General features: G+C 41.9%; 16 protein-coding genes. 10 read left to right on the forward strand and 6 right to left on the reverse strand.

What is annotated here, in order from left to right; all coding sequences use genetic code 11:
• Positions 1-72 precede the first annotated feature (72 nt).
• From AC37HE_RS09300 to AC37HE_RS09310, 3 genes are all read left to right on the forward strand, one after another.
• Positions 73-1923, forward strand: a complete 1851-nt coding sequence (locus AC37HE_RS09300; protein ID WP_500782555.1) for a helix-turn-helix domain-containing protein — start codon at positions 73-75, stop codon at positions 1921-1923.
• A 146-nt stretch (positions 1924-2069) separates the two neighbouring features.
• The gene (locus tag AC37HE_RS09305; protein WP_500782556.1) at positions 2070-2444 is read left to right on the forward strand and encodes a hypothetical protein; all 375 of its coding nucleotides are present in this window, start codon (positions 2070-2072) and stop codon (positions 2442-2444) included.
• A gap of 80 nt (positions 2445-2524) precedes the next feature.
• Positions 2525-3205 carry a hypothetical protein gene (locus AC37HE_RS09310; protein WP_500782557.1) on the forward strand — a complete coding sequence of 227 codons (681 nt, stop codon included), beginning with the start codon at positions 2525-2527 and terminating at the stop codon, positions 3203-3205.
• A 652-nt stretch (positions 3206-3857) separates the two neighbouring features.
• Here AC37HE_RS09310 and AC37HE_RS09315 read toward each other — a convergent pair.
• A complete protein-coding gene (locus AC37HE_RS09315; protein ID WP_500782558.1) occupies positions 3858-4322 on the reverse strand; it encodes a hypothetical protein in 465 nt (154 codons plus the stop codon).
• A gap of 672 nt (positions 4323-4994) precedes the next feature.
• Between AC37HE_RS09315 and AC37HE_RS09320 the strand changes: the two genes are divergently transcribed.
• The gene (locus AC37HE_RS09320; RefSeq protein ID WP_500782559.1) at positions 4995-5987 is read left to right on the forward strand and encodes an adenosine kinase; all 993 of its coding nucleotides are present in this window, start codon (positions 4995-4997) and stop codon (positions 5985-5987) included.
• Between the two features lie 226 nt (positions 5988-6213).
• On the opposite strand, the gene AC37HE_RS09325 is transcribed toward AC37HE_RS09320, so the two are convergent.
• Together AC37HE_RS09325 and AC37HE_RS09330 are read right to left on the reverse strand one after the other, a co-directional pair.
• A complete protein-coding gene (locus tag AC37HE_RS09325) occupies positions 6214-6828 on the reverse strand; it encodes a deoxynucleoside kinase (protein WP_500782560.1) in 615 nt (204 codons plus the stop codon).
• Between the two features lie 53 nt (positions 6829-6881).
• The gene (locus tag AC37HE_RS09330; protein ID WP_500782561.1) at positions 6882-8414 is read right to left on the reverse strand and encodes a GH3 auxin-responsive promoter family protein; all 1533 of its coding nucleotides are present in this window, start codon (positions 8412-8414) and stop codon (positions 6882-6884) included.
• 164 nt (positions 8415-8578) lie between these two features.
• Between AC37HE_RS09330 and AC37HE_RS09335 the strand changes: the two genes are divergently transcribed.
• The 4 genes from AC37HE_RS09335 to AC37HE_RS09350 all read left to right on the forward strand — a co-directional run bounded on the left by AC37HE_RS09335 (position 8579) and on the right by AC37HE_RS09350 (position 13234).
• Positions 8579-9115 (forward strand): CvpA family protein, encoded by a 537-nt coding sequence (locus AC37HE_RS09335; protein ID WP_500782562.1) that lies wholly within the window; start codon positions 8579-8581, stop codon positions 9113-9115.
• Positions 9116-9448: 333 nt separating this feature from the next.
• Entirely contained in the window at positions 9449-10741 is a 1293-nt protein-coding gene (gene tyrS / locus AC37HE_RS09340; protein WP_500782563.1) for a tyrosine--tRNA ligase, read from the forward strand.
• 96 nt (positions 10742-10837) lie between these two features.
• The gene (locus AC37HE_RS09345; protein WP_500782564.1) at positions 10838-11791 is read left to right on the forward strand and encodes a GumC domain-containing protein; all 954 of its coding nucleotides are present in this window, start codon (positions 10838-10840) and stop codon (positions 11789-11791) included.
• Positions 11792-11851: 60 nt separating this feature from the next.
• Positions 11852-13234, forward strand: a complete 1383-nt coding sequence (locus AC37HE_RS09350; protein WP_500782565.1) for an O-antigen ligase family protein — start codon at positions 11852-11854, stop codon at positions 13232-13234.
• A gap of 66 nt (positions 13235-13300) precedes the next feature.
• Here the strand turns inward: AC37HE_RS09350 and efp are convergent, their stop codons facing one another.
• The 3 genes from efp to tsaB all read right to left on the reverse strand — a co-directional run bounded on the left by efp (position 13301) and on the right by tsaB (position 15571).
• Positions 13301-13870, reverse strand: coding sequence for an elongation factor P (efp, locus tag AC37HE_RS09355; RefSeq protein WP_500782566.1), 570 nt, complete (start codon positions 13868-13870; stop codon positions 13301-13303).
• Positions 13871-14005: 135 nt separating this feature from the next.
• Positions 14006-14746, reverse strand: a complete 741-nt coding sequence (locus AC37HE_RS09360) for a DUF3108 domain-containing protein (RefSeq protein WP_500782567.1) — start codon at positions 14744-14746, stop codon at positions 14006-14008.
• A 111-nt stretch (positions 14747-14857) separates the two neighbouring features.
• Positions 14858-15571, reverse strand: a complete 714-nt coding sequence (gene tsaB, locus AC37HE_RS09365) for a tRNA (adenosine(37)-N6)-threonylcarbamoyltransferase complex dimerization subunit type 1 TsaB (RefSeq protein WP_500782568.1) — start codon at positions 15569-15571, stop codon at positions 14858-14860.
• Between the two features lie 160 nt (positions 15572-15731).
• Here tsaB and AC37HE_RS09370 point away from each other — a divergent pair, with 160 nt between their 5' ends.
• Positions 15732-16487 carry a LytR/AlgR family response regulator transcription factor gene (locus AC37HE_RS09370; protein ID WP_500782569.1) on the forward strand — a complete coding sequence of 252 codons (756 nt, stop codon included), beginning with the start codon at positions 15732-15734 and terminating at the stop codon, positions 16485-16487.
• A 666-nt stretch (positions 16488-17153) separates the two neighbouring features.
• The coding region (locus tag AC37HE_RS09375) for a hypothetical protein (RefSeq protein ID WP_500782570.1) at positions 17154-19202 on the forward strand (2049 nt) is incomplete at its 3' end.

The following is a 19202-nucleotide window of genomic DNA, read 5'->3' on the forward strand; positions in this document are numbered from 1 at the left end:
CATAAAACTTCGCCTGATTCCTTTCCGTATAGCTCAGTACTGGTTTATTATCATTTCGTCTAACTGAGCTGCATGTCTGATAATTTTATTCATAAAATTGAAGAGGTTATTTTTCGGAACCTGGCCAATGAAAAGTTTGGAGTGCTTGATTTGGCTCGGGAGGTTGGATTTAGTCGCTCGCAGACCCTGCGTAAGATAAAGGCTTCAACCGGTAAATCAGTGAATCAGCTGATTCGTGAGATCAGGCTGAGCGAAGCTTGTAAAATGTTACAGCATGACGACCTGACTGCTTCGGAGATAGCCTATAATGTTGGGTTTAGCAGCCCTTCCTATTTCAATAAATGTTTCCTTGATCAATACGGAATAACACCGGGAGAGTACAAAAGGAAAATCGAAGCAGGGGAGAACACCGAATTATCGGATCAAGCACCGCGGTTGAAATGGTGGACTAAAAAGCCAATCCTGGGAGCGTTGTTGGCTATGATTATCATTTTAGCGGGCTATTTGGCCTTGATAATGCCGAAAGATAAAACGTCTTTTGAGAATGCTTCGATTGCCGTACTGCCATTTCAGTTTCTTTCTGAAAATCAAGATAAAGAATACCTGGCCGATGGAATAACAGAGGCCATAACTTTTGAGCTTTATAAAAATACGTCGATCCGGGTGATTTCCAGGGGGTCGGCAATGATTTATAAGGGGAAGCAGAAGCTTTACCCGCAGATAGCTCGTGAGCTGGATGTCGATCTTTTACTGGAGGGATCGGTAATCTACGATGATGACAGTATGCGGGTTGTCGTGCAGTTAATCGATCCGCTGCCCCAAGAGGAACATGTTTGGGCGGGGGCCTACGATCAGGATTCCGGAGATGTTCTGCAGCTGATTAGTCAGGTTTCGAATGAAATTGCCGGAGAGATTTCAAAGATAACAGGAAAGCCCATGTTGAAAGTTGAAGAAGCAAAGGTCTCTCCTGCTGCTTACGACCTGTATTTGCGTGGCAGGCACTTGCTGAATACCCAAAAAATACGCTATAACTCGCTGATTAAAGGGATTGATTATTTAAAAGAGGCCAATCATTTGGCTCCGGATTTTGCACCCGCTTATACGGCTTTGGCTGAAGGCTACCTTGCCGTCAATACTCTCATTGGAGATAATGAAGAAAAAAACACGAATCGTGAAAATGCGCGGGAAGCTATCGGTAAATCCTTGAAAATCGACCCTCATTCAGGTGAAGCGTATATTACAGAAGCAAATTTACGCGGGAAATTGAATTGGGAATGGGACGAGATGAAATTAATCGTCGAAAGAGGTTTGGTGTTGGAACCCAATAATGCGAAGGCACATCTTATTCTTTCCGACTATTATGTCGTTACCGGACAATATTCGAAAGCAATTGAGGAGGCTTTAAAAGCCGAAAATTTGGATCCGGTGAATCCGGAAACAGGCTGTGTTTCTGCAGATCGGTATTACATTTCGGGTAAGTACGATCAAGCCATTCAGAAATATCTGGAGGTGATTGAGCTTAACCCGAATTACGGCTTTGCATGGAATGGTTTGGGCTTTGCATATTACCAGGCGGGCGAAAAAGAAAAGGCAGTGGAGACTTGGTTGCAACTACAGCACATCATGGGAAATCAGGCTATGGTGGATTGTTATAATTCTGACACCTTTGAAAATTGTCTTCATTTTTGGCTTGTTGGAGCCACCAAAAATGAACCTCGTTATTGCTCCAATCCGGTCATAATTGCTTCGGTTTATATGCTATTGAACGACCAGGAGAATGCTTTGAAATACCTGGGTATAGCCGCTGATTATAAAAACGAAGATCTGCCGGTGATGATTACATATCCTGATTTTTATCCACTCCATGAATCTCCTGTATTCCGTGAACTCGTCAGCAAAGTGGGAGTGGTAATTCCCGATTAGATCTAATTCCACAGGACCAAAATCTTTGAATCAATGCTTCATTTTTGAAACTGGTGCGCCAAAATTTCAAGATTATGCCTTTGGGTTGATATGTTGCAAGTGGATGGTTGCCTGAACTTTGTGACGAAACTTAAAAACCATAAATCATGAAAAACTTAAAGGTGTTTATTGTCAGTTTAATTCTGGCACTAGGGCTGGCAGCCTATGCCGATGCGCCAGTGAAGCCGGAAAAAATTTTCCTTACAGGAAGTATTAATTGCTATTGTGCCGGTGAGGTCTTAACCTATGCCGTGTGGTTTAACTATTTCGAAAATGGCAATGTCGTTCATTACAATGCACTTGGTGGGACCCTGGTTGGCCAAACGACTGGAGATGTTTATCGAATGATTGATTCGGAAACCTACAAGGTTGATGGAAATGTGGTTATAGAGGCCCGGTTTATTCACAAGGGGCTTGTGCGCATTGATCGGATCGTGTTCAATGGGAAGCACTTTATTGCATGGCAAGGATGCGGCAACTAGCCAGCTGCTTGGCTGGTTGTTCGGTTTCAGACATACAGTTGAAATGCCTTCGTCGAATGTAATCACTAAAATCTGCTATCATGAAAAAATTGAATTTAGTACCTCTGCTGATGCTGCTTGTTGCCTTGTTATTTTCTTGTCAACAGACCACCCTCGACGAAGCGGTAGGAGATCCAAATCTGAAAGCTGCCAAAACGATGAATGATAAGCCAACCGGTTTTGATGACTGGGGCTTTAATTGGAATGCAGGTCAATTCAACGGCTATTTGGTTAATATGATGCTGGGAGACACTTTCTTTGAAGGTTGGCCGCATTACAAGCAACAGGTATACCATGGCGAGGGAATGGAATTTTGGGATATGTTGTTAGCAAACTATGATTATTGGCTTTACCTCATGCCTTCGGAGCTGTTGGATACCCATGTAAATGCACACTGGACCGCAGGTATTATCAGTAAGTCGGGTGTTTATCCGGCAACATGGGTTGATTCTAACGGTTGGATCAGCTTTAAATATTCAGGCGAAATGGATGGAGAGCACTGGTCGCACTTCCGCAAACTGGTTTCCAGTAAATCAACGGATGTTTTGGATGAAGATACAGGTACCTGGTACGATGCTGATGGTAACGAGATTGGTTTTGAATCCCTGTATTGGCCCGAGCTTATTGTTGTTCAGGTGGTCAACGAAGGACCAGTACCCGAAATGTTTTATGGAGAGTACCGTGCTCCCTGGGGTGTAGGCTATGGGAAATATAAGAACTAAATCGGTGACGAATATTATAGGATGGAACTCAGGTTAATATATCGATGGCCGTTGTTTCAACCTAAGCAGCTCAAGGTAAACGGCCGTTAGGTAGCAGAAAGGCTGACCTCCCTCGGAGGTTGGCTTTTCTTACACTGTAGACCTTGCTCCTGAATAATCGATGGGAGAATGATGGCTTTTTTTTAAGCTGATAATTCTAAGTTATCAGGTCCTGTCCGGGCCGCCAAATTGACCTGCATACGACAAATTTGCCTCTTTAAAGGCAATTTGCCTGACTAAACGAGCTTTTTCCCGTATTTTCGAGTTCTTTGCCTGATTTAAATCAAAAAGGTGACAAAAAGTTATCTTATTGCCTGAATTCAGGCAAGTTGGTTGCTTCGTGGAGAAATTTGTCTCTTTTTATATCGAAAAGCTCGTTTGTTGAGCATTTTTCTTGCTGAAACGACGATTTTGTTAGCTGTTGAAACTTTTGCTCACCGGGCGGGCAAGTTTGTTCCGCTCGTGGAAATAAGGACTGCCAGGCGGGAGAAAGATCAGCCCGAAAGGATCGTCTCCCGATAACAAGAAAAAAGCTACCTCCGGGGCGTTTAATCCTGGGGTAGCTTTTTAATATTCATGTTGTTTCAATCAGCAAGGACCAGAAAGAGATGGGTTATTTAGACCGTCCGCGTCCGGGGAAACGGGCACTTAAGTCATCGTAAATAGTTTGTGCACCAGGCACACTGGCAGCAGCTGCGCCTTTCACATAATTGTAAAATACCAATATGCCGCTGTAGGCTTCACTGCCCGACAGGGTCATACTGTCTTCGAGCATATCAATGGTTGGCTGAATCGTTTGCAGTATCTGGCGAAGTACATCGAAGCCTGCCAGGTCGACCGCAACCTCAGCTTTATCCAGGTAGGGAGGTGTTGGGCTCTCGGGGAGTTGTAAATATTCGTTTCCTTTATTTACAAACGAGTAACCCTTATTTCCCAGTTTGGCGAGCGATTTTTTATCATCGGGTGTTATGCTGGTCAGGTAAGGGGCCAGCTTTTCGGCTGCCGTTTTGAAAAGCAGTTTGACTTCCTCTGCTTCTGCAGCCGGCATGTTAAATGAAATTCTGTTTTCGGTGTTCATTTCGTTGTTTTTATCGATTCGCAAAAATGTGTATTTGTAAGTCCTTGACTGTGAATTGTTAATTTACGACATTACGCCGTAATAAATATGATTAGCTGATTGAAAAATGCTCGAAAGCAATCAATTTGTATTTGTTCTAAATAGGAGGGCTTGTGTTTGAGTTCCAAGTTTTGAGTTTTAAGTTTCGAGTTGCTGGTATAGTTACCCCTTTAGAGCTTGTACCGATTTTACATCGGTAGGCCAGGGGTTTGTTGCTCGTGGCTGTGACTGCGGCTATGCCCCTTTTTGAGATTTGGAACTTAAAGTCTGGGATTTGATTCAACTTGCAACTCTTTCAATCCATCAAACTTTCAAGTTCCAAGTTTCGTGTTTTAAGTTTCAAGTTGCCGGTATAGTTACCCCTTTATAGGTCAGGGGCTGTTGCGGGTTGCGGGTTTCTCAATCGTTAATCCATCCCTCTGCGTTTCCTCTGTGTTCTCTGCGGTTAAAGATTGGCGCGTTTCCCGGCATCGTGATATCCGGAGGTGGGACGTTCTTTCTATTGATGTTGAAGCCCGATGGGCTAGCTGGTTGCAGTTTTCAATCCTTCCATCCATCTATCCTTCCATCCATCTATCTGTCATTGGTAGACAGGAGGGCCGGGACGATTGAGTTTTTTTATATTTTTGCGGCATGAAAAACGCTCAAAAATCGATTGTAGGAATTGGTAGTGCCTTGGTTGACGTATTGGTTCAGCTGAAAGATGACCAGTTATTGGAACAATTTGGTTTGCCCAAAGGTAGCATGACCTTGGTTGATGCCGATTTATCGCAAAAGATTCTGGCAGCCACTGCCGACCTGGATGCCGGTATGGAAACCGGTGGATCAGCTGCGAATACCGTTCGTGGAATTGCACAACTGGGTGGCAAAACGGCCTTTATTGGTAAAATCAACGACGATAAGATCGGGCAGTTTTTCAAAAATGCATTTGAAGATCTTCAAATTAAACCGCATCTGCTAAAAGGCAATATTCCTTCGGGAGTGGCGGCTACACTGATTACTCCCGATTCGGAGCGTACCTTTGGTACCTACCTGGGTGCTGCCAGCGAGTTGTTGGTTAGTGATCTGACAGACGAATTGTTTGCACCGTATGACTACCTGCATATTGAGGGCTACCTGGTATTTAATCACGAATTGATTGAAGGGATCCTGAGGATGGCAAAGAAAAATGGCTTGACCATTTCCCTGGATATGGCCAGTTTCAATGTGGTTGAGGCGAACCTCGATTTCCTGAAACATTTGGTTGCTGAGTATGTAGATATTGTGTTTGCTAACGAGGAAGAAGCTAAAGCTTATACCGGCAAGGAACCAATTGATGCATTAAACGAAATTGCCGGGCAGTGCTCGATAGCCATTGTCAAAATTGGCAAAGAAGGTTCGTTGGTTAAAGCGGGTGATGAGTTTGTGCGCGTTGCGGCAACTCCGGTTCAGGCTGTTGATACAACGGGAGCCGGTGATGTGTATGCTTCCGGATTCTTATATGGCCTGGCCAATGGTTTCACCTTGAATGATTGTGGACGATTAGGTGGCTTGTTGGCAGCAGAAGTCATTCAGGTACTTGGAGCTAAAATACCGGATGAGGTATGGCCTGCTATATTCTCTGAAGTTGAAGCGATTAAAGCCTAATCGTTTTTTCGATTATTCCGGCTTTTTGAAAAACGGATATGATTTCGGGGAATCACCAACAGGAATGAAAGTGGAACGTTTTTCGGACATCAGGTTGTCATTGTTATCTGAAGTTGTCGGGTTGTCTTGAAACTCGAAACTCAGAAGTGACTTTCAAAAAAAAGGCAATTGAAAATGTGTATCGATCATTTTCAATTGCCTTTTTTAATTTTTGCTGTGTTGTGGACTAGAATAAGCCATGAATACTGGCGTCAATCTTATCGATAATGCCACTTAAATCTTCGGGGTTGTTGGTGATGTCAATTTTGTCAACATTGATAATCAGTAATTTCCCTTCGTTATAGCGACTGATCCAGGCCTCGTAGCGCTCGTTGAGCTGCTTCAAATAATCAATCCGGATGGAGTTTTCGTACTCGCGACCACGCAGCTGAATTTGATTAACCAGGGTAGGAACACTAGCTCGCAGGTAAATTAACAGGTCGGGAGCCTTCACTAATTTGCTCATCATTTGGAAGAGGCTGCTGTAATTGTGGAAATCCCGGGTCGACATCAGCCCCATGGCATGCAGGTTGGGGGCGAAAATCTCAGCATCCTCATAGATGGTCCGGTCCTGAATAACTGTTTCTCCGGAATTCCGAATATCCAGAATTTGGTTGAAACGGCTGTTTAAAAAGTAAATCTGCAGGTTGAATGACCACCGCTGCATATCTTCATAAAAATCATTCAAATAGGGATTTTCATCAACGTCTTCATAATGTGGTGTCCATCCGTAATGCTTGGCCAGCATCCCGGCGAGTGTTGTTTTTCCGGCTCCAATATTCCCGGCAATTGCAATATGCATGTTTTATCTTTTTTTTCGAGTTTGTATACAAATTTATAAAATGCCTGTTGGTGTCAGGCTTCATTTCCAAATTTCTTTTCCTGCAATTCCAATAGCTGATCCAGGTACTTGCGGTCGTTGGACAGTCGTGGAATTTTGTTTTGTCCGCCCACCTTGCCTCGTTGCTTCATCCATTCGTAAAACAGACCTTCGGGGGCAACCGTTATGTTGGGGCGCTCCAACGTGATGTTTTTGTGGCGTTTGGCTTCGTAATCCGAATTCAGCGTTTTCAACGTGCCATCCAATACTGATATAAAATGGTAAAGGTCATCAGGCTGCTTGTCGAATTCGATGATCCATTGATGTGCTCCTTTGTTGGTTCCGCTCATAAAAACAGGTCCGGCAGTATATTCGCGAATGATGGCTGATGTTCGCTCGCAAGCTACCTTCAGGGCTTCTTCAGCATTTTCAATGATCAACTCTTCGCCAAACGCATTAATGAAGTGTTTGGTTCGCCCGGTGATTTTTATTTTGAACGGATTTCGGTTGGTAAATTTGACAGTGTCGCCAATAAGATAACGCCAAAGGCCTCCATTGGTGCTGATAACCATGGCGTAGTTCTTTTCGAGCTCGATATCGTTGAGCGAAAGGACAGGTGGATTTTCCGAGTGAAAATCGTCCATCGGGATAAATTCGTAATAAATCCCGTAGTCGAGCATCAGCAACATATCGTTGCTTTCGGGGTTATCCTGAATGGCAAAGAAACCTTCCGAAGCATTGTAGGTTTCCATGTAGTTCATCTCGTCCGAAGGGATCATTTGCCGGTATTGTTCGCGGTAAGGATCAAATTTAATTCCGCCATGGATGAACACTTCCAGGTTGGGCCATACTTCCAGGATGTTTTTCTTGCCTGTTGCTTCGAGAACGCGTTGCAGCAGTACCAGGTTCCACGAGGGAACGCCTGCCAGTGATGTTACATTTTCATCGCGGCTTTGCTCAATAATTTTGACAACCTTTTCTTCAAATTCTTCGATTAGGGCCACCTCTGCCGGCGGAATTCGAATGAAATCCGACCAAAACGGTGTGTTCTCAATCAGGATGGCCGACAAATCACCATAGTATGAGTTGTTATTGAAGCTGTTTACACGGTGACTACCTCCCAGCGTGAGTGATTTACCGTAGAGAACACCTGAATCGGGATTGTTTTTCAGATAAAGGGCCAACACATCTTTAAATCCCCGGTAGTGTACATCTTCGAGCGATTGCTTACTAACCGGGATGTATTTGCTCTTATCATTTGTTGTTCCCGATGATTTGGCGAACCATTTTGTTTCGCCGGGCCACAGGACATTCTTTTCGCCTTTCAGTAAACGGTCAATATAAGGCGAGTAAGCCTCGTAGTTGCGAACCGGTATTCGTTCTTTGAAATCTTGTTCGGTGGTAATTGTTTTGAATTGATATTTTCGTCCAAACTCAGTGTCACGTGCCTGATGCAACAAATCAAAAAGCACTTCCCGCTGTGTTTCAATAGGGTGCTTTTTAAATAAATCGATCTCGTAAATTCGCTTGTAATTCAGCCAATTAACAATGGAGTTTATGATTGTCATTTATTGTTGTTGTTACGTTCTCAACGAAAATAAGCTTTTCCAAGCTAATGGTCTTAATGCAACGAATAAATTTTGTAAACAAAAGTTCCCCAGGTACCCGGGGAATCGTTTGTGCAATAAATAATTTTATATTTTTAGGGTTTACAAACCTCCTTGTCAATTATATGAATTACATCGATATCGTTCTTGGAATTTTATTAATCATCGCTGGTGTACGCGGTTTTATGAAAGGTTTTATCATTGAACTGGCTTCTTTGGTCGCTCTGATTCTTGGCATCTGGACTGCGATTCACTTCTCCTACTTCGCGGCTGATTTTATAACGGACAATTTTCATTGGGATCCCAAGTATGTTGGGATTGTAGCCTTTCTTATTACCTTTTTGATTGTTGTTGTCGTTGTACATATCATTGGGAAATTGCTAACGAAAGTGGTTGAGGCTATTGCTTTAGGGGTGTTGAACCATTTGGCTGGCATGCTGCTGGGCGTGCTGAAAACAGCTTTGGTGCTCAGTGTTGTTTTGTTGTTGTTTGATCATATCGACCAGGATGTTCATATTTTGTCGGAAGAAACGAAGGAGGAATCACAGGTGTATGAGCCGTTGAAAAACCTGGTACCAACGCTTCTGCCATTCCTTGATTTCTGGGAGGCTGGCGAGAATCAAAAACCGAAAGATGGTCATGAAACGAACAAAACGGTTTAAAAAAGAACGGTTGCCAATTTCGGAATTGCCTCCCCATGATTGTTAGAATTGCGGAACGGATCTTACGGCTAAGGCTATTTAAAGACTTTTTCAACGTACTTGCTTTTGGGGAGTCTCTACTTTCTTTGCGTTACATGCGCTGTAGTTGGAGTCATTTACAATGCCTATATATCCTTGTAAATTTCGGAATAGTCAATGCTTCCGATTATGAGCGATAAATGCCAAGCTTAACGGTTCATTTTTATATCTTTGCCCGGATTTTAGTTTTGCTCTTATTCGGAATAAAACTGAAGTTTTAAATAGAATTACAGAATAATAAATACGACCATTACAATGAATTTTGTTGAAGAATTGCGCTGGAGAGGCATGCTACACGATATGATGCCCGGAACTGAAGAACAATTGCAAAAAGAAATGACCTCAGCTTATGTGGGATTCGATCCAACTGCTGAGTCTTTGCATATTGGCAGTTTAGCTCCGATTATGTTACTGAAACGTTTCCAGCTAGCCGGACATAAACCAATTGCGCTGGTTGGTGGGGCAACGGGTATGATTGGTGATCCTTCGGGAAAATCACAAGAGCGTAATTTGCTGAATGAAGAAACTTTACAGCGTAATTTGAATGGTATTCGCAAACAATTGTCAAAGTTTCTCGATTTTGATAGTGATGCTGAAAACAAAGCAGTTCTGGTGAATAACTACGACTGGATGAAGGAGCTTAGTTTTCTGGAATTCATTCGTGACGTCGGTAAACACATCACCGTTAATTATATGATGGCCAAAGATTCGGTGAAAAAACGCCTGAATCCGGATGCGAAAGCCGGAATGTCTTTTACCGAGTTCACCTACCAATTGGTTCAGGGATACGACTTCTACTGGTTGAATCAGAATATGGACTGTAAATTGCAGATGGGAGGGTCTGATCAGTGGGGGAATATTACTACCGGAACTGAATTGATCCGTCGTAAGTCGGATGGTGAAGCGTTTGCTTTGACCATTCCCTTAATCAAAAAAGCTGACGGTACAAAGTTTGGAAAAACGGAGTCGGGTAACGTATGGTTAGATCCAAATCTGACTTCGCCGTATAAGTTTTACCAGTTTTGGTTGAATACGACCGACGAGGATGCCGAAAATTACATTCGTATTTTTACCTTCCTGGCGCAGGATGAAATCAATAAATTGATTGAAACACATCGGGAAGCACCGCACCAACGTGAATTGCAGAAAAAATTGGCCGAAGAAGTAACCGTGATGGTACACTCTCGCGAAGATTATGAGATGGCTGTTGAGGCATCGCAAATTCTGTTTGGCCGGGGAACTGCTGATGTTTTACGCAAACTGGACGAATCGACTTTCCTTTCAGTTTTTGAAGGAGTACCGCAATTTAATATTGCAAAGTCAGAATTGGCAGCCGGTGTCAATGTTGTTGACCTGTTAGCTGATCATGCAGCCGTATTCCCGTCGAAAGGAGAGTTGCGTCGCACCATTAAAGGAAATGGATTGGCGATTAATAAAGACAAAATTACGGATCAGGAATTGATGATCAACGAAGATTTCCTGATTGGTCATAAATATATCCTGGTGCAGAAAGGAAAGAAAAACTATTTCCTGTTGATTGCAGAATAACGAGCTGAGTTCGATATCGCATAAAAAGCAGATCTCCTGTACTAAACAGGAGATCTGCTCGTTTATAAACTGATCTAAACCGTATAAATCTTCTTTATGAAAGACCTCTTGGAAAGCCGGTCGTTGTTGAAGCAATTGTGGCCTTGGAAACTTCACCTGGTAATTATTGGAATTGTGGCTATTGCTTTGGCGATTCTTTTTTCATCACCGGTTTTTATTACTCCCCTCTTTAAGTCGCAGGCGCGTTTATACCCGGTTAATACAAAGGCATTTTCAGAAGAATCAGAGAGTGAGCAAATGTTGGAAGTATTAAACTCGACTGACTTGAAGCGAAAAATGATTCATAATTTTTCGCTCCTCAACCGATATGAGATCAATGCAAATACGCGTTCTGCACAATCGAAGGTTTTGAAGATGTACGATGAAAATGTCGTTTGTTCGAAGACCCGTTATGAGACTGTTGAAATTAGCATTCTGGACCGTGATCCGGAGTTTGCCTGTGCGATGGTAGACTCACTGGCCAAGTTCTATAATGCCAAAATGATGAGCATGCACCGTGAAAAATACACCGGGCAATTGATCGGTTTTCAGGCTGATTTAGATCGCAAACAAGCTGAAATTGACAGCTTAAACAAGCAAATGGAACAATACCGGCAGAAATATGGTTTACTCGACTATAAGAGTCAAACGGAACAATTAACCTTGGGTTATGCAGAAGCATTAGCACGGGGAGCTTCACGTAGCTCGGTGGACGATTTAAAAAAGAGGCTGGATAACCTGGCAGAAAAAGGTGGCCTGTTTCAACAAATGCAAGCTAAAATGGGGGAGCTATTGGCACAGCGCCAAACAATAAGCAATCAATTTGAGGAAATCTATAGTATAATCAACCGGGACGAAAGTTTCTCGGTAGTGGTGGAAGCTCCTTTCCCGGCCGACAAAAAATCTTATCCTACCCGGTGGATCATTGTGCTTGCCAGTTTGCTGTCAGTCGAGTTATTGGCTGTCTTGCTAATCCTGGTTATGGAATCTTTATCAATGCCAAAAGCTTAAATCTTGCTTGCCAAACGTCAGAAAATAGGGCTTTTTTACGGGTTGTCAATAATCTTTTTGTTGCTGAACTTTTTTCTGTTCGTCGTAAAAGGCTGGTTGTGGCTGAATGTCCTTCCGATTGTGTTTGGCATTGTTGTATTAGCATTTTGGCGTTTGGACTACCTTTTGCTTTTCGTCGCTTTTTTCACGCCATTGAGTTTGCCCTTAAAGGAACTTGTTCCGGGCTTGTCTTTCGATATGAACCTGCCGACAGAGCCTCTGTTGTTTGGTATTTTGCTCCTGTTTCTTCTTAAACTGGCCCAGGAACGACCTGTTTCCCGCGAATTTTTCCGCCATCCGATTAGTTTGGCATTGGCGTTCTACCTCGGTTGGATGTTGGTTACCTGCTTTACCGGAACCATGGTTGTTGTTTCGCTGAAATACGGCTTGTCTAAATTATGGTTCATTGTCACATTCTATCTTATGGGGAAAGAACTGCTCCGCGATAAAGACAATTTTTACCGCTTCGTTTTGTTGTATGGTGCTGGTTTTTTGCCGGTGATCGCTTATAGCTGGTGGCGACAGTCCGGCTATGGCTTTTTCGATAGTCATGCAGCGAATTTTGTCATGAATCCTTTTTTCAAGGATCACACTTCTTACGGTGCTATGCTGGTGTTCTTTATTCCGGTTTTATTTGCAATAACACGATTCAAGGATATGAAGCGAAGCTGGAGGATTATTGCCGGCTTGCAGTTAATTGTTTTTTGTTGTGCTTTGGTGTTGTCCTATACTCGTGCTGCCTGGTTAAGCTTTGGGATTGCTTTGGGAATTGTCCCCTTGTTGTTATGGCAGATCAAATTCAGAACCGTTTTTATTACCGGTGTCGTGGCTTTTTCGGCTTTCCTTTTGTTTCAGGATACGATTATTGAAGAGCTTGCTACGAACAAGCAGCAGTCATCATCGCAACTGGCCGGACATGTTGAGTCGATCTCTAATATATCGACTGATGCATCGAATGTTGAGAGGCTTAACCGATGGAGTAGTGCATTGGCGATGTTTAGGGAGAAGCCTGTCTTTGGATGGGGGCCTGGTACTTACATGTTTCAATATGCTCCTTTTCAGCGGACGGATTTACGAACCATCATCAGTACCAATTCAGGAGATGGCGGTAATGCGCACAGCGAATATCTGGGGGCACTGGCTGAATCCGGCTTGCCCGGTATGTTAAGTATTGTCGTGCTCGTTTTGCTAATGATGAGTACCGGATTTCGTGTATATGAAAGAGCTGAAGGGCGAGAAGAAAAATTAATTACTCTGGCAGTTTTGATGGCTTTGGTCAGTTATTTTGTGCATGGTTTTCTAAACAACTTCTTGGACTCGGATAAGGCTGCTGTTCCGGTTTGGTTCTTTTTCTCAGTTTTGGTCATGCTTGATCTGAAGCAAAAACGGAAAGCCAAAAATTAAAGTAGAAATATCAAAAAAGGCTCCTGTTAAAACAGAAGCCTTGACATATTTGTGCGTTGTCGGTAATTAGCGTTTTACGCGTTCGCTGTAAGCACGGTCACGAGTGTCGATCTTTAGAATCTCACCTTCGTTGATAAACATCGGAACCATAATCTCAGCGCCAGTTTCCAAGGTTGCCGGTTTTAATGCTGTTGAACTTGCTGTGTTACCTTTTTCGCCGGCAATTGTTGAGGTTACTTCCAATTCAACGAATGGAGGAAGTTCAGCAGTTAAAGCAGTTTCTGTTTCAGCGTGGAAGTTGATCTCGATGATCTGACCTTCTTTCATTAAGTCGGCGTTTTCAATCAAATCCGGGTCAATTGTAACTTGTTCGAAAGTTTCAGTATGCATAAATACATAACCCATATCATCTTTGTACAAGTATTGGTACGGACGACGTTCAACACGAACTGTTGTAACTTTTACACCCGAGTTAAAGGTGTTTTCAATTACTTTTCCGGTTTTTACGTTTTTCAGTTTTGTACGTACGAAGGCTGGACCTTTACCCGGTTTTACATGGAGAAACTGGATGATCGTAAAGAGTTGGCCATTGTACTCAATCGTCATTCCGTTTTTAAAATCAGCTGTAGTTGCCATATTTAGAATGAATTATATGTTTTTCGAAATTTGCTGCAAAAGTAAGAAAATAATGGCAAAAACAACCACTCCTGTTTCATTTTTAACCCCCTTTGCAATAGTGGGTTGTTTACGATGTGTCTGAACCGAAAATGGCTAATTGTTCAATTGGGGCTTTTGATTCACCTTAAAGTAAGAAACAAGTTCAGCTCTGACGGAGCCAACATTCAGGTCGAGCTCTAAAACTACAGGAATCTTATTTTCGTCTTTTGTGATGTAGAATTTCAAACCATCCGATCTTTTTAGCAACTTACCTTCGTCAATCCAGGGAGATATAACATAGCATTCTTTTTCGCCAATCTTTGTTTTTATTTTTTCGATTCCCAAAAACTTGGTTTCCAGCATAAAGTATTTGTTGGCATGATAAACAGGTAAGGTGAATGTATCGCCCACTTTCAGTGAGTCCAGTAGATCATTTTGTCGCAGATAAGCATACATGCTTAAAATATCGAGCATGTTGTGAGGGACAATTTTCCCTCCCGAACGCTGGCTGAAAATCGAGTCATTATCAAAGAACTGCGTTTCGTTATAATAGCGGTACTTTCGCTCCTTAATATTGCGGATATGTAGATAAGGACGAACTGTTTTCGGGTTAAGGATCGTTTCGTAAATATCGTCTACATTGTAAAGTGCATCGGCGATACCCACTGTTTGTCCGCGGAGGTAATAATGTAGTGCAGGATTTCCGTTATACGTTGTGTCACTGACTAAGATAAAAGCCTCACCTCCTTTAATGAAGCTGTATTTTAGGTAATACTCGAACTTCTCAATAGGTTGAGCCTGTAAGGATAAAGAGGCTATGATGAACAAAAATATCAGGTATAAATATCGTCTCATTAGTTCAACTTTCTAATCAGCAAGATTGACAGTTTTACAAACCCATTAACTAATTTATGCATTTCTCCTTGAATCTCAATAGACGAAAGTTTGAGAACTGAACAATTCCTGCTAGCTGTTTAAAATATTTTTTCGTGGCTTACCAGCGATGAAATCCTTTAAATAAAAGGGTTCAAAGTAGGCAAGATCCACAAATTGCTTATTTTGAAAAGCTTTCCATGCAAGGCTACACATAAACTGTGCCGAAGTTTGAATGTTATCTATGAAGCAAGCATTGTCATGTTTGATGACCTCTGCACATTTTGTAGCACCATTTCCAAAGAATACTAACTGGTTTTCCTTTAAATCCTCTGCAAAGGTATTTTCATCAACTATCTCTGCAGATACAGATCGAATTTCAGAATTATTCACGTTGTAGGCAGCTGTGTATACTTCCATCCGGCGTGCATCGATCATTGGGATTAGCATACTATGGGAAGACAAGTTCAGATTTAACTCTGTTTTCCGTCGGATGACCTGTTCGGCCATGGCTTGTAACGGACTAATCGCGATTAACGGAATTTGATTAACGTAACAAAGACCTTTAGCCAGCGACACACCAATGCGCAAGCCGGTATACGATCCAGGACCTTCACTCACCGCAATAGCCGCTAATTGATCGGCTGTAAGCTCATTTTTTCGTAATAAATCTTCTGCAAAAACACTCAACAAACGGGCATGATTTTGTCCTTCGCTGCTCTCTTGTATGTCGATTAGTTGACCGTCCTTAGCCAGGGCAACACTGCAGATTGAGGTCGATGATTCTAAATGAAGTATGTAAGCCATATTGTGCTGTTTTAGGCTGCAAAAATAAGCATATTCAGATGATTTTAACGAAAATGTTTTGATCCTTGATTTTTAGATCATAATCCTCTAAATAATTTACTATAATGAAAGGGTAGATCGTATTTTTTTCTTAGTTTAGTGTATTCGAATAAAAAGGGATATGCTCAGAACCGTTATCATTGATGATGATCAGCTTGCGCGAAAGATCTTACATCGCATCATCAGTCAAAATTTTTCAGAACTTGAAATTGTCGGTGAAGCCGACTGTGTTGAAGAAGGCCTAAAGTTGATTAATGAAATCGATCCGGATTTGGTATTTTTAGATATAGAAATGCCGGATGGTACTGGTTTCGATTTGATTGATCAGTTGCTTGAAGTCGATTTCAGGTTGGTGTTTGTTACATCGTATAATGATTATGCGATAACCGCATTTAAATATTCGGCTTTCGATTATATCCTAAAACCGGTGTTGCCCGAGAATGTTAAATCTACAATTCAACGAATTCTTAAATCGGCAGGAATAAAGCATAAAGAGGAATTTGTATCCCTGAAAACTCAGATTGAGCGTGCTGAAGAACAAAATGATGCAACGATTGCTTTACCAGAAATGAATGGTTTTGCGATTATAAAAGTGAAAAACATTTTGCGTTGTGAAGGTGAGCGGAATTATACGCGTGTTTTTTACAAAGACGGTTCTTCCGTTTTAATTAGCCGGACCTTGCTTGAATTCGATCAGCTATTAGTCCCGCATGGCTTTTTCCGAATACATCGTTCTCATTTAGTTAATATCGGTTGTATTAGTCGTTATGTGAAAACCGACGGTGGAATGGTTGAAATGATCGATAAATCCCAACTAAAAGTATCTCCTAAGTTTAAAGATGAGCTTCTGCACCTATTACTGCATAATAGATTATGATTTCGTAAAAGTTCGATCAACAAGACGTTTTTATAGATAAATCTAATTGTCTTTCCCAAAAGTATTAATATTCGATGTTTTGTCTGATTTTGCATCATTTCAGCATAATGTCGATGAAATGCCACTAATTGTATTTTTTACACCGAGTTTGATCTTATATGCTTCTCTGAAGAAGCAGGTCCCATTAATTTTGTTTCCGGTTGAGTTTATATAACAGTATTGGATTCTGGATAGTGAAAATGGGGCTTATTATGGTTTGGATTATGAGGGTTTTGAATCAACCTTTCTTGTGAAGATTAAAATCTAGGTGCGATTCGTTGATGTGGTGCGGGGGATTGAAAGAGGGAAATTCTTTTCTTTTAAGAAAATAATCAGTTTCAGTTTTTAACTATTACAGCAATGTCTCTTAAATGAGCATTGATAAATTTTATATGTCTCGTTTTCAGGTTTGTTAGCGAGGCCTGACTCAGCCTACTGAATTTGTTGATTTTCTATACTGGAGGATTAATGGAGTTTATAGGTGATAAATTAAGTGATGTGTTTTTGTCTGCGGGCTTAACAATAGTGCTTTCTATTAGAAGGAGCTGTCGTTTGAGGGCTTGCGTTACTCGTTTATCAAGCACTTCATGTCTATTAAAACTTTCCTCCAAATAAGACTGAAGCGTTATGAAACTGACCACAACAGATCGATTAAAATTACTATTTCTTTTGGGGCTATTGTTGTTGTTTAGCTATAGAGGACAGGCCGCAGGGCGGTTGGATGTTGTTTCAGATACAACCGTTGTAGCCGGAATCTATACAGATGTGGTTGTTTCAGAAGGTACAACTTTGACGGTAGATGGTGATTTAACAGTTACAGATACACTTGTCGTATCCGGAATTTTGACCGTGTACGGAGATCTGTCAATAGGGAACAACGGGACTTTAATTACTTATGACGATGCCGTTGTAGTCGTTTTTGGTAATGCTACTTTAAGTAATCAATCGGAGTTGAGCTTGTCAAGTATTTTTATTGTTCTGGATAATTTGACCAAATTGGGCGATGCTAAGAATGATAAGCACATTGATGCGACTGTTGATAGTGCCAGTGTTTATGTCTTTGAAAATATTGATGGTTTTGGAAATCAGTTAATAAAATGCCCGGACGGAGTTTATGATGGACTAACAGAGGTAAACGCAGACTCGTGCGATGCCGGAGGATTAACTGATTTTATAAATATTGTTGAGCCTGATTCTTTGCCTGAAGGTATTTATGAGAAGATTTTGGATTGGGAACTTGACCGTTCGAATAGTTTGAGTGCATCTCCTGAAGTTATCTGTGAAAACTCTTATTCAACGCTTGTCATTTCTGACCCAAATAATCCGGTAATGGTTTCCTGGTATCTCAATGGAAGTCGAATTGCAAAGAACGCTGAGAGTACCCTGGATGTAACGGCTGGTGGAGATTATTATGCCGTTTTCAAAAATACAGATGGATGGCATAAGACGAATACGGTTACTCTTGAAACTGCCAAAGACGAATTGTCAATAAATTGTCCTGTGGCAACTTCTGTTTCCTGTTCAGGAGAGTTAAACACAATTTCTAGTTTTAAAACATTCTTCGAAGCCGGTGGAACATTAATAAGTAGCTGTATAGATACCACTGGCTTGACACTGCAGGTAGAAGATCTTATTCTTCCTGTGACTTCATCTACTTCAGGAAATTGTGAGATTGAGCGTACTTACTCGATTTTGGATGGAACAACTGAGCTTGATCAGTGTACACAAACAATTACACTAACCGGAACTACAGGTCCGTCATTCCCCGGCGTTGTGGCAGGCTCATTACCAACATTTACATCAACTACACCGGGTTGCATACAGAAAATTCCCTTGCCTGATTTTGAAGGTTCGTGTAGCGGAGTTTCATACACCTATACGATTAGCCCCAGTGTGAGTGGAATAACATTGGATACAGATACAAAAGTTTTAATCGGAACATTCCCGGAAGGCAACTATACCATTGAATGGACTATAACCGACGTCTGTGGCAATGGAACGGCTACTGCTTATCAAGGGGTGACGGTAAAAGCGCCGGAGATTGTTTATGACGGTTTTCCGGCAACCAGCCTGCCAACAGGAGTTGGTTCCGGGGGCAAGCCGATGCTCAGCTCAATACACAGCTATACTGTTGACGGTGCTACTGATGACGATGGTTACACCTACAGTTGGATGATTACAAAAAACTCGGATGGTTCTGTGGTGTATGCTACTGCCGCCGGCGATACTGAAGCAAATATTTCTGTTCAATTTACAAATGCTGATTATGATGCCGAAGGCTATATGATTGAGGTCATCAAATCGAACGGAACTTGCTCTGTAACGCTGGAGCGTCCGATCGAAGTACAGGAAAATAACTTTGATGCCTCGGTTACCGGAGAAACCAGCTTATGCCAATCAGGAGAAACCAGCACCGCGACACAAATTCAGTGGACGGTTACCTTCCCAACGATCGATAGTGAGCCTTTCAAATTTGATTACGCCATTACGTTGGATGGGAGCGAAGTATGTACAGGTTCGGTGTCAAACATTACTTATGCTTCGAGTGCTTTTGCGCATGAAACGGGTTGTGGACCTACCGGTAGCCCTGCAATACCTCCTTTTGTTGAGATTGATAAATCAGCTGACAGCTACGAGTTAACGGTAAGCTATACTGTTCCGAATGAAACGGCAACC

This window comes from Mangrovibacterium sp., assembly GCF_059905295.1.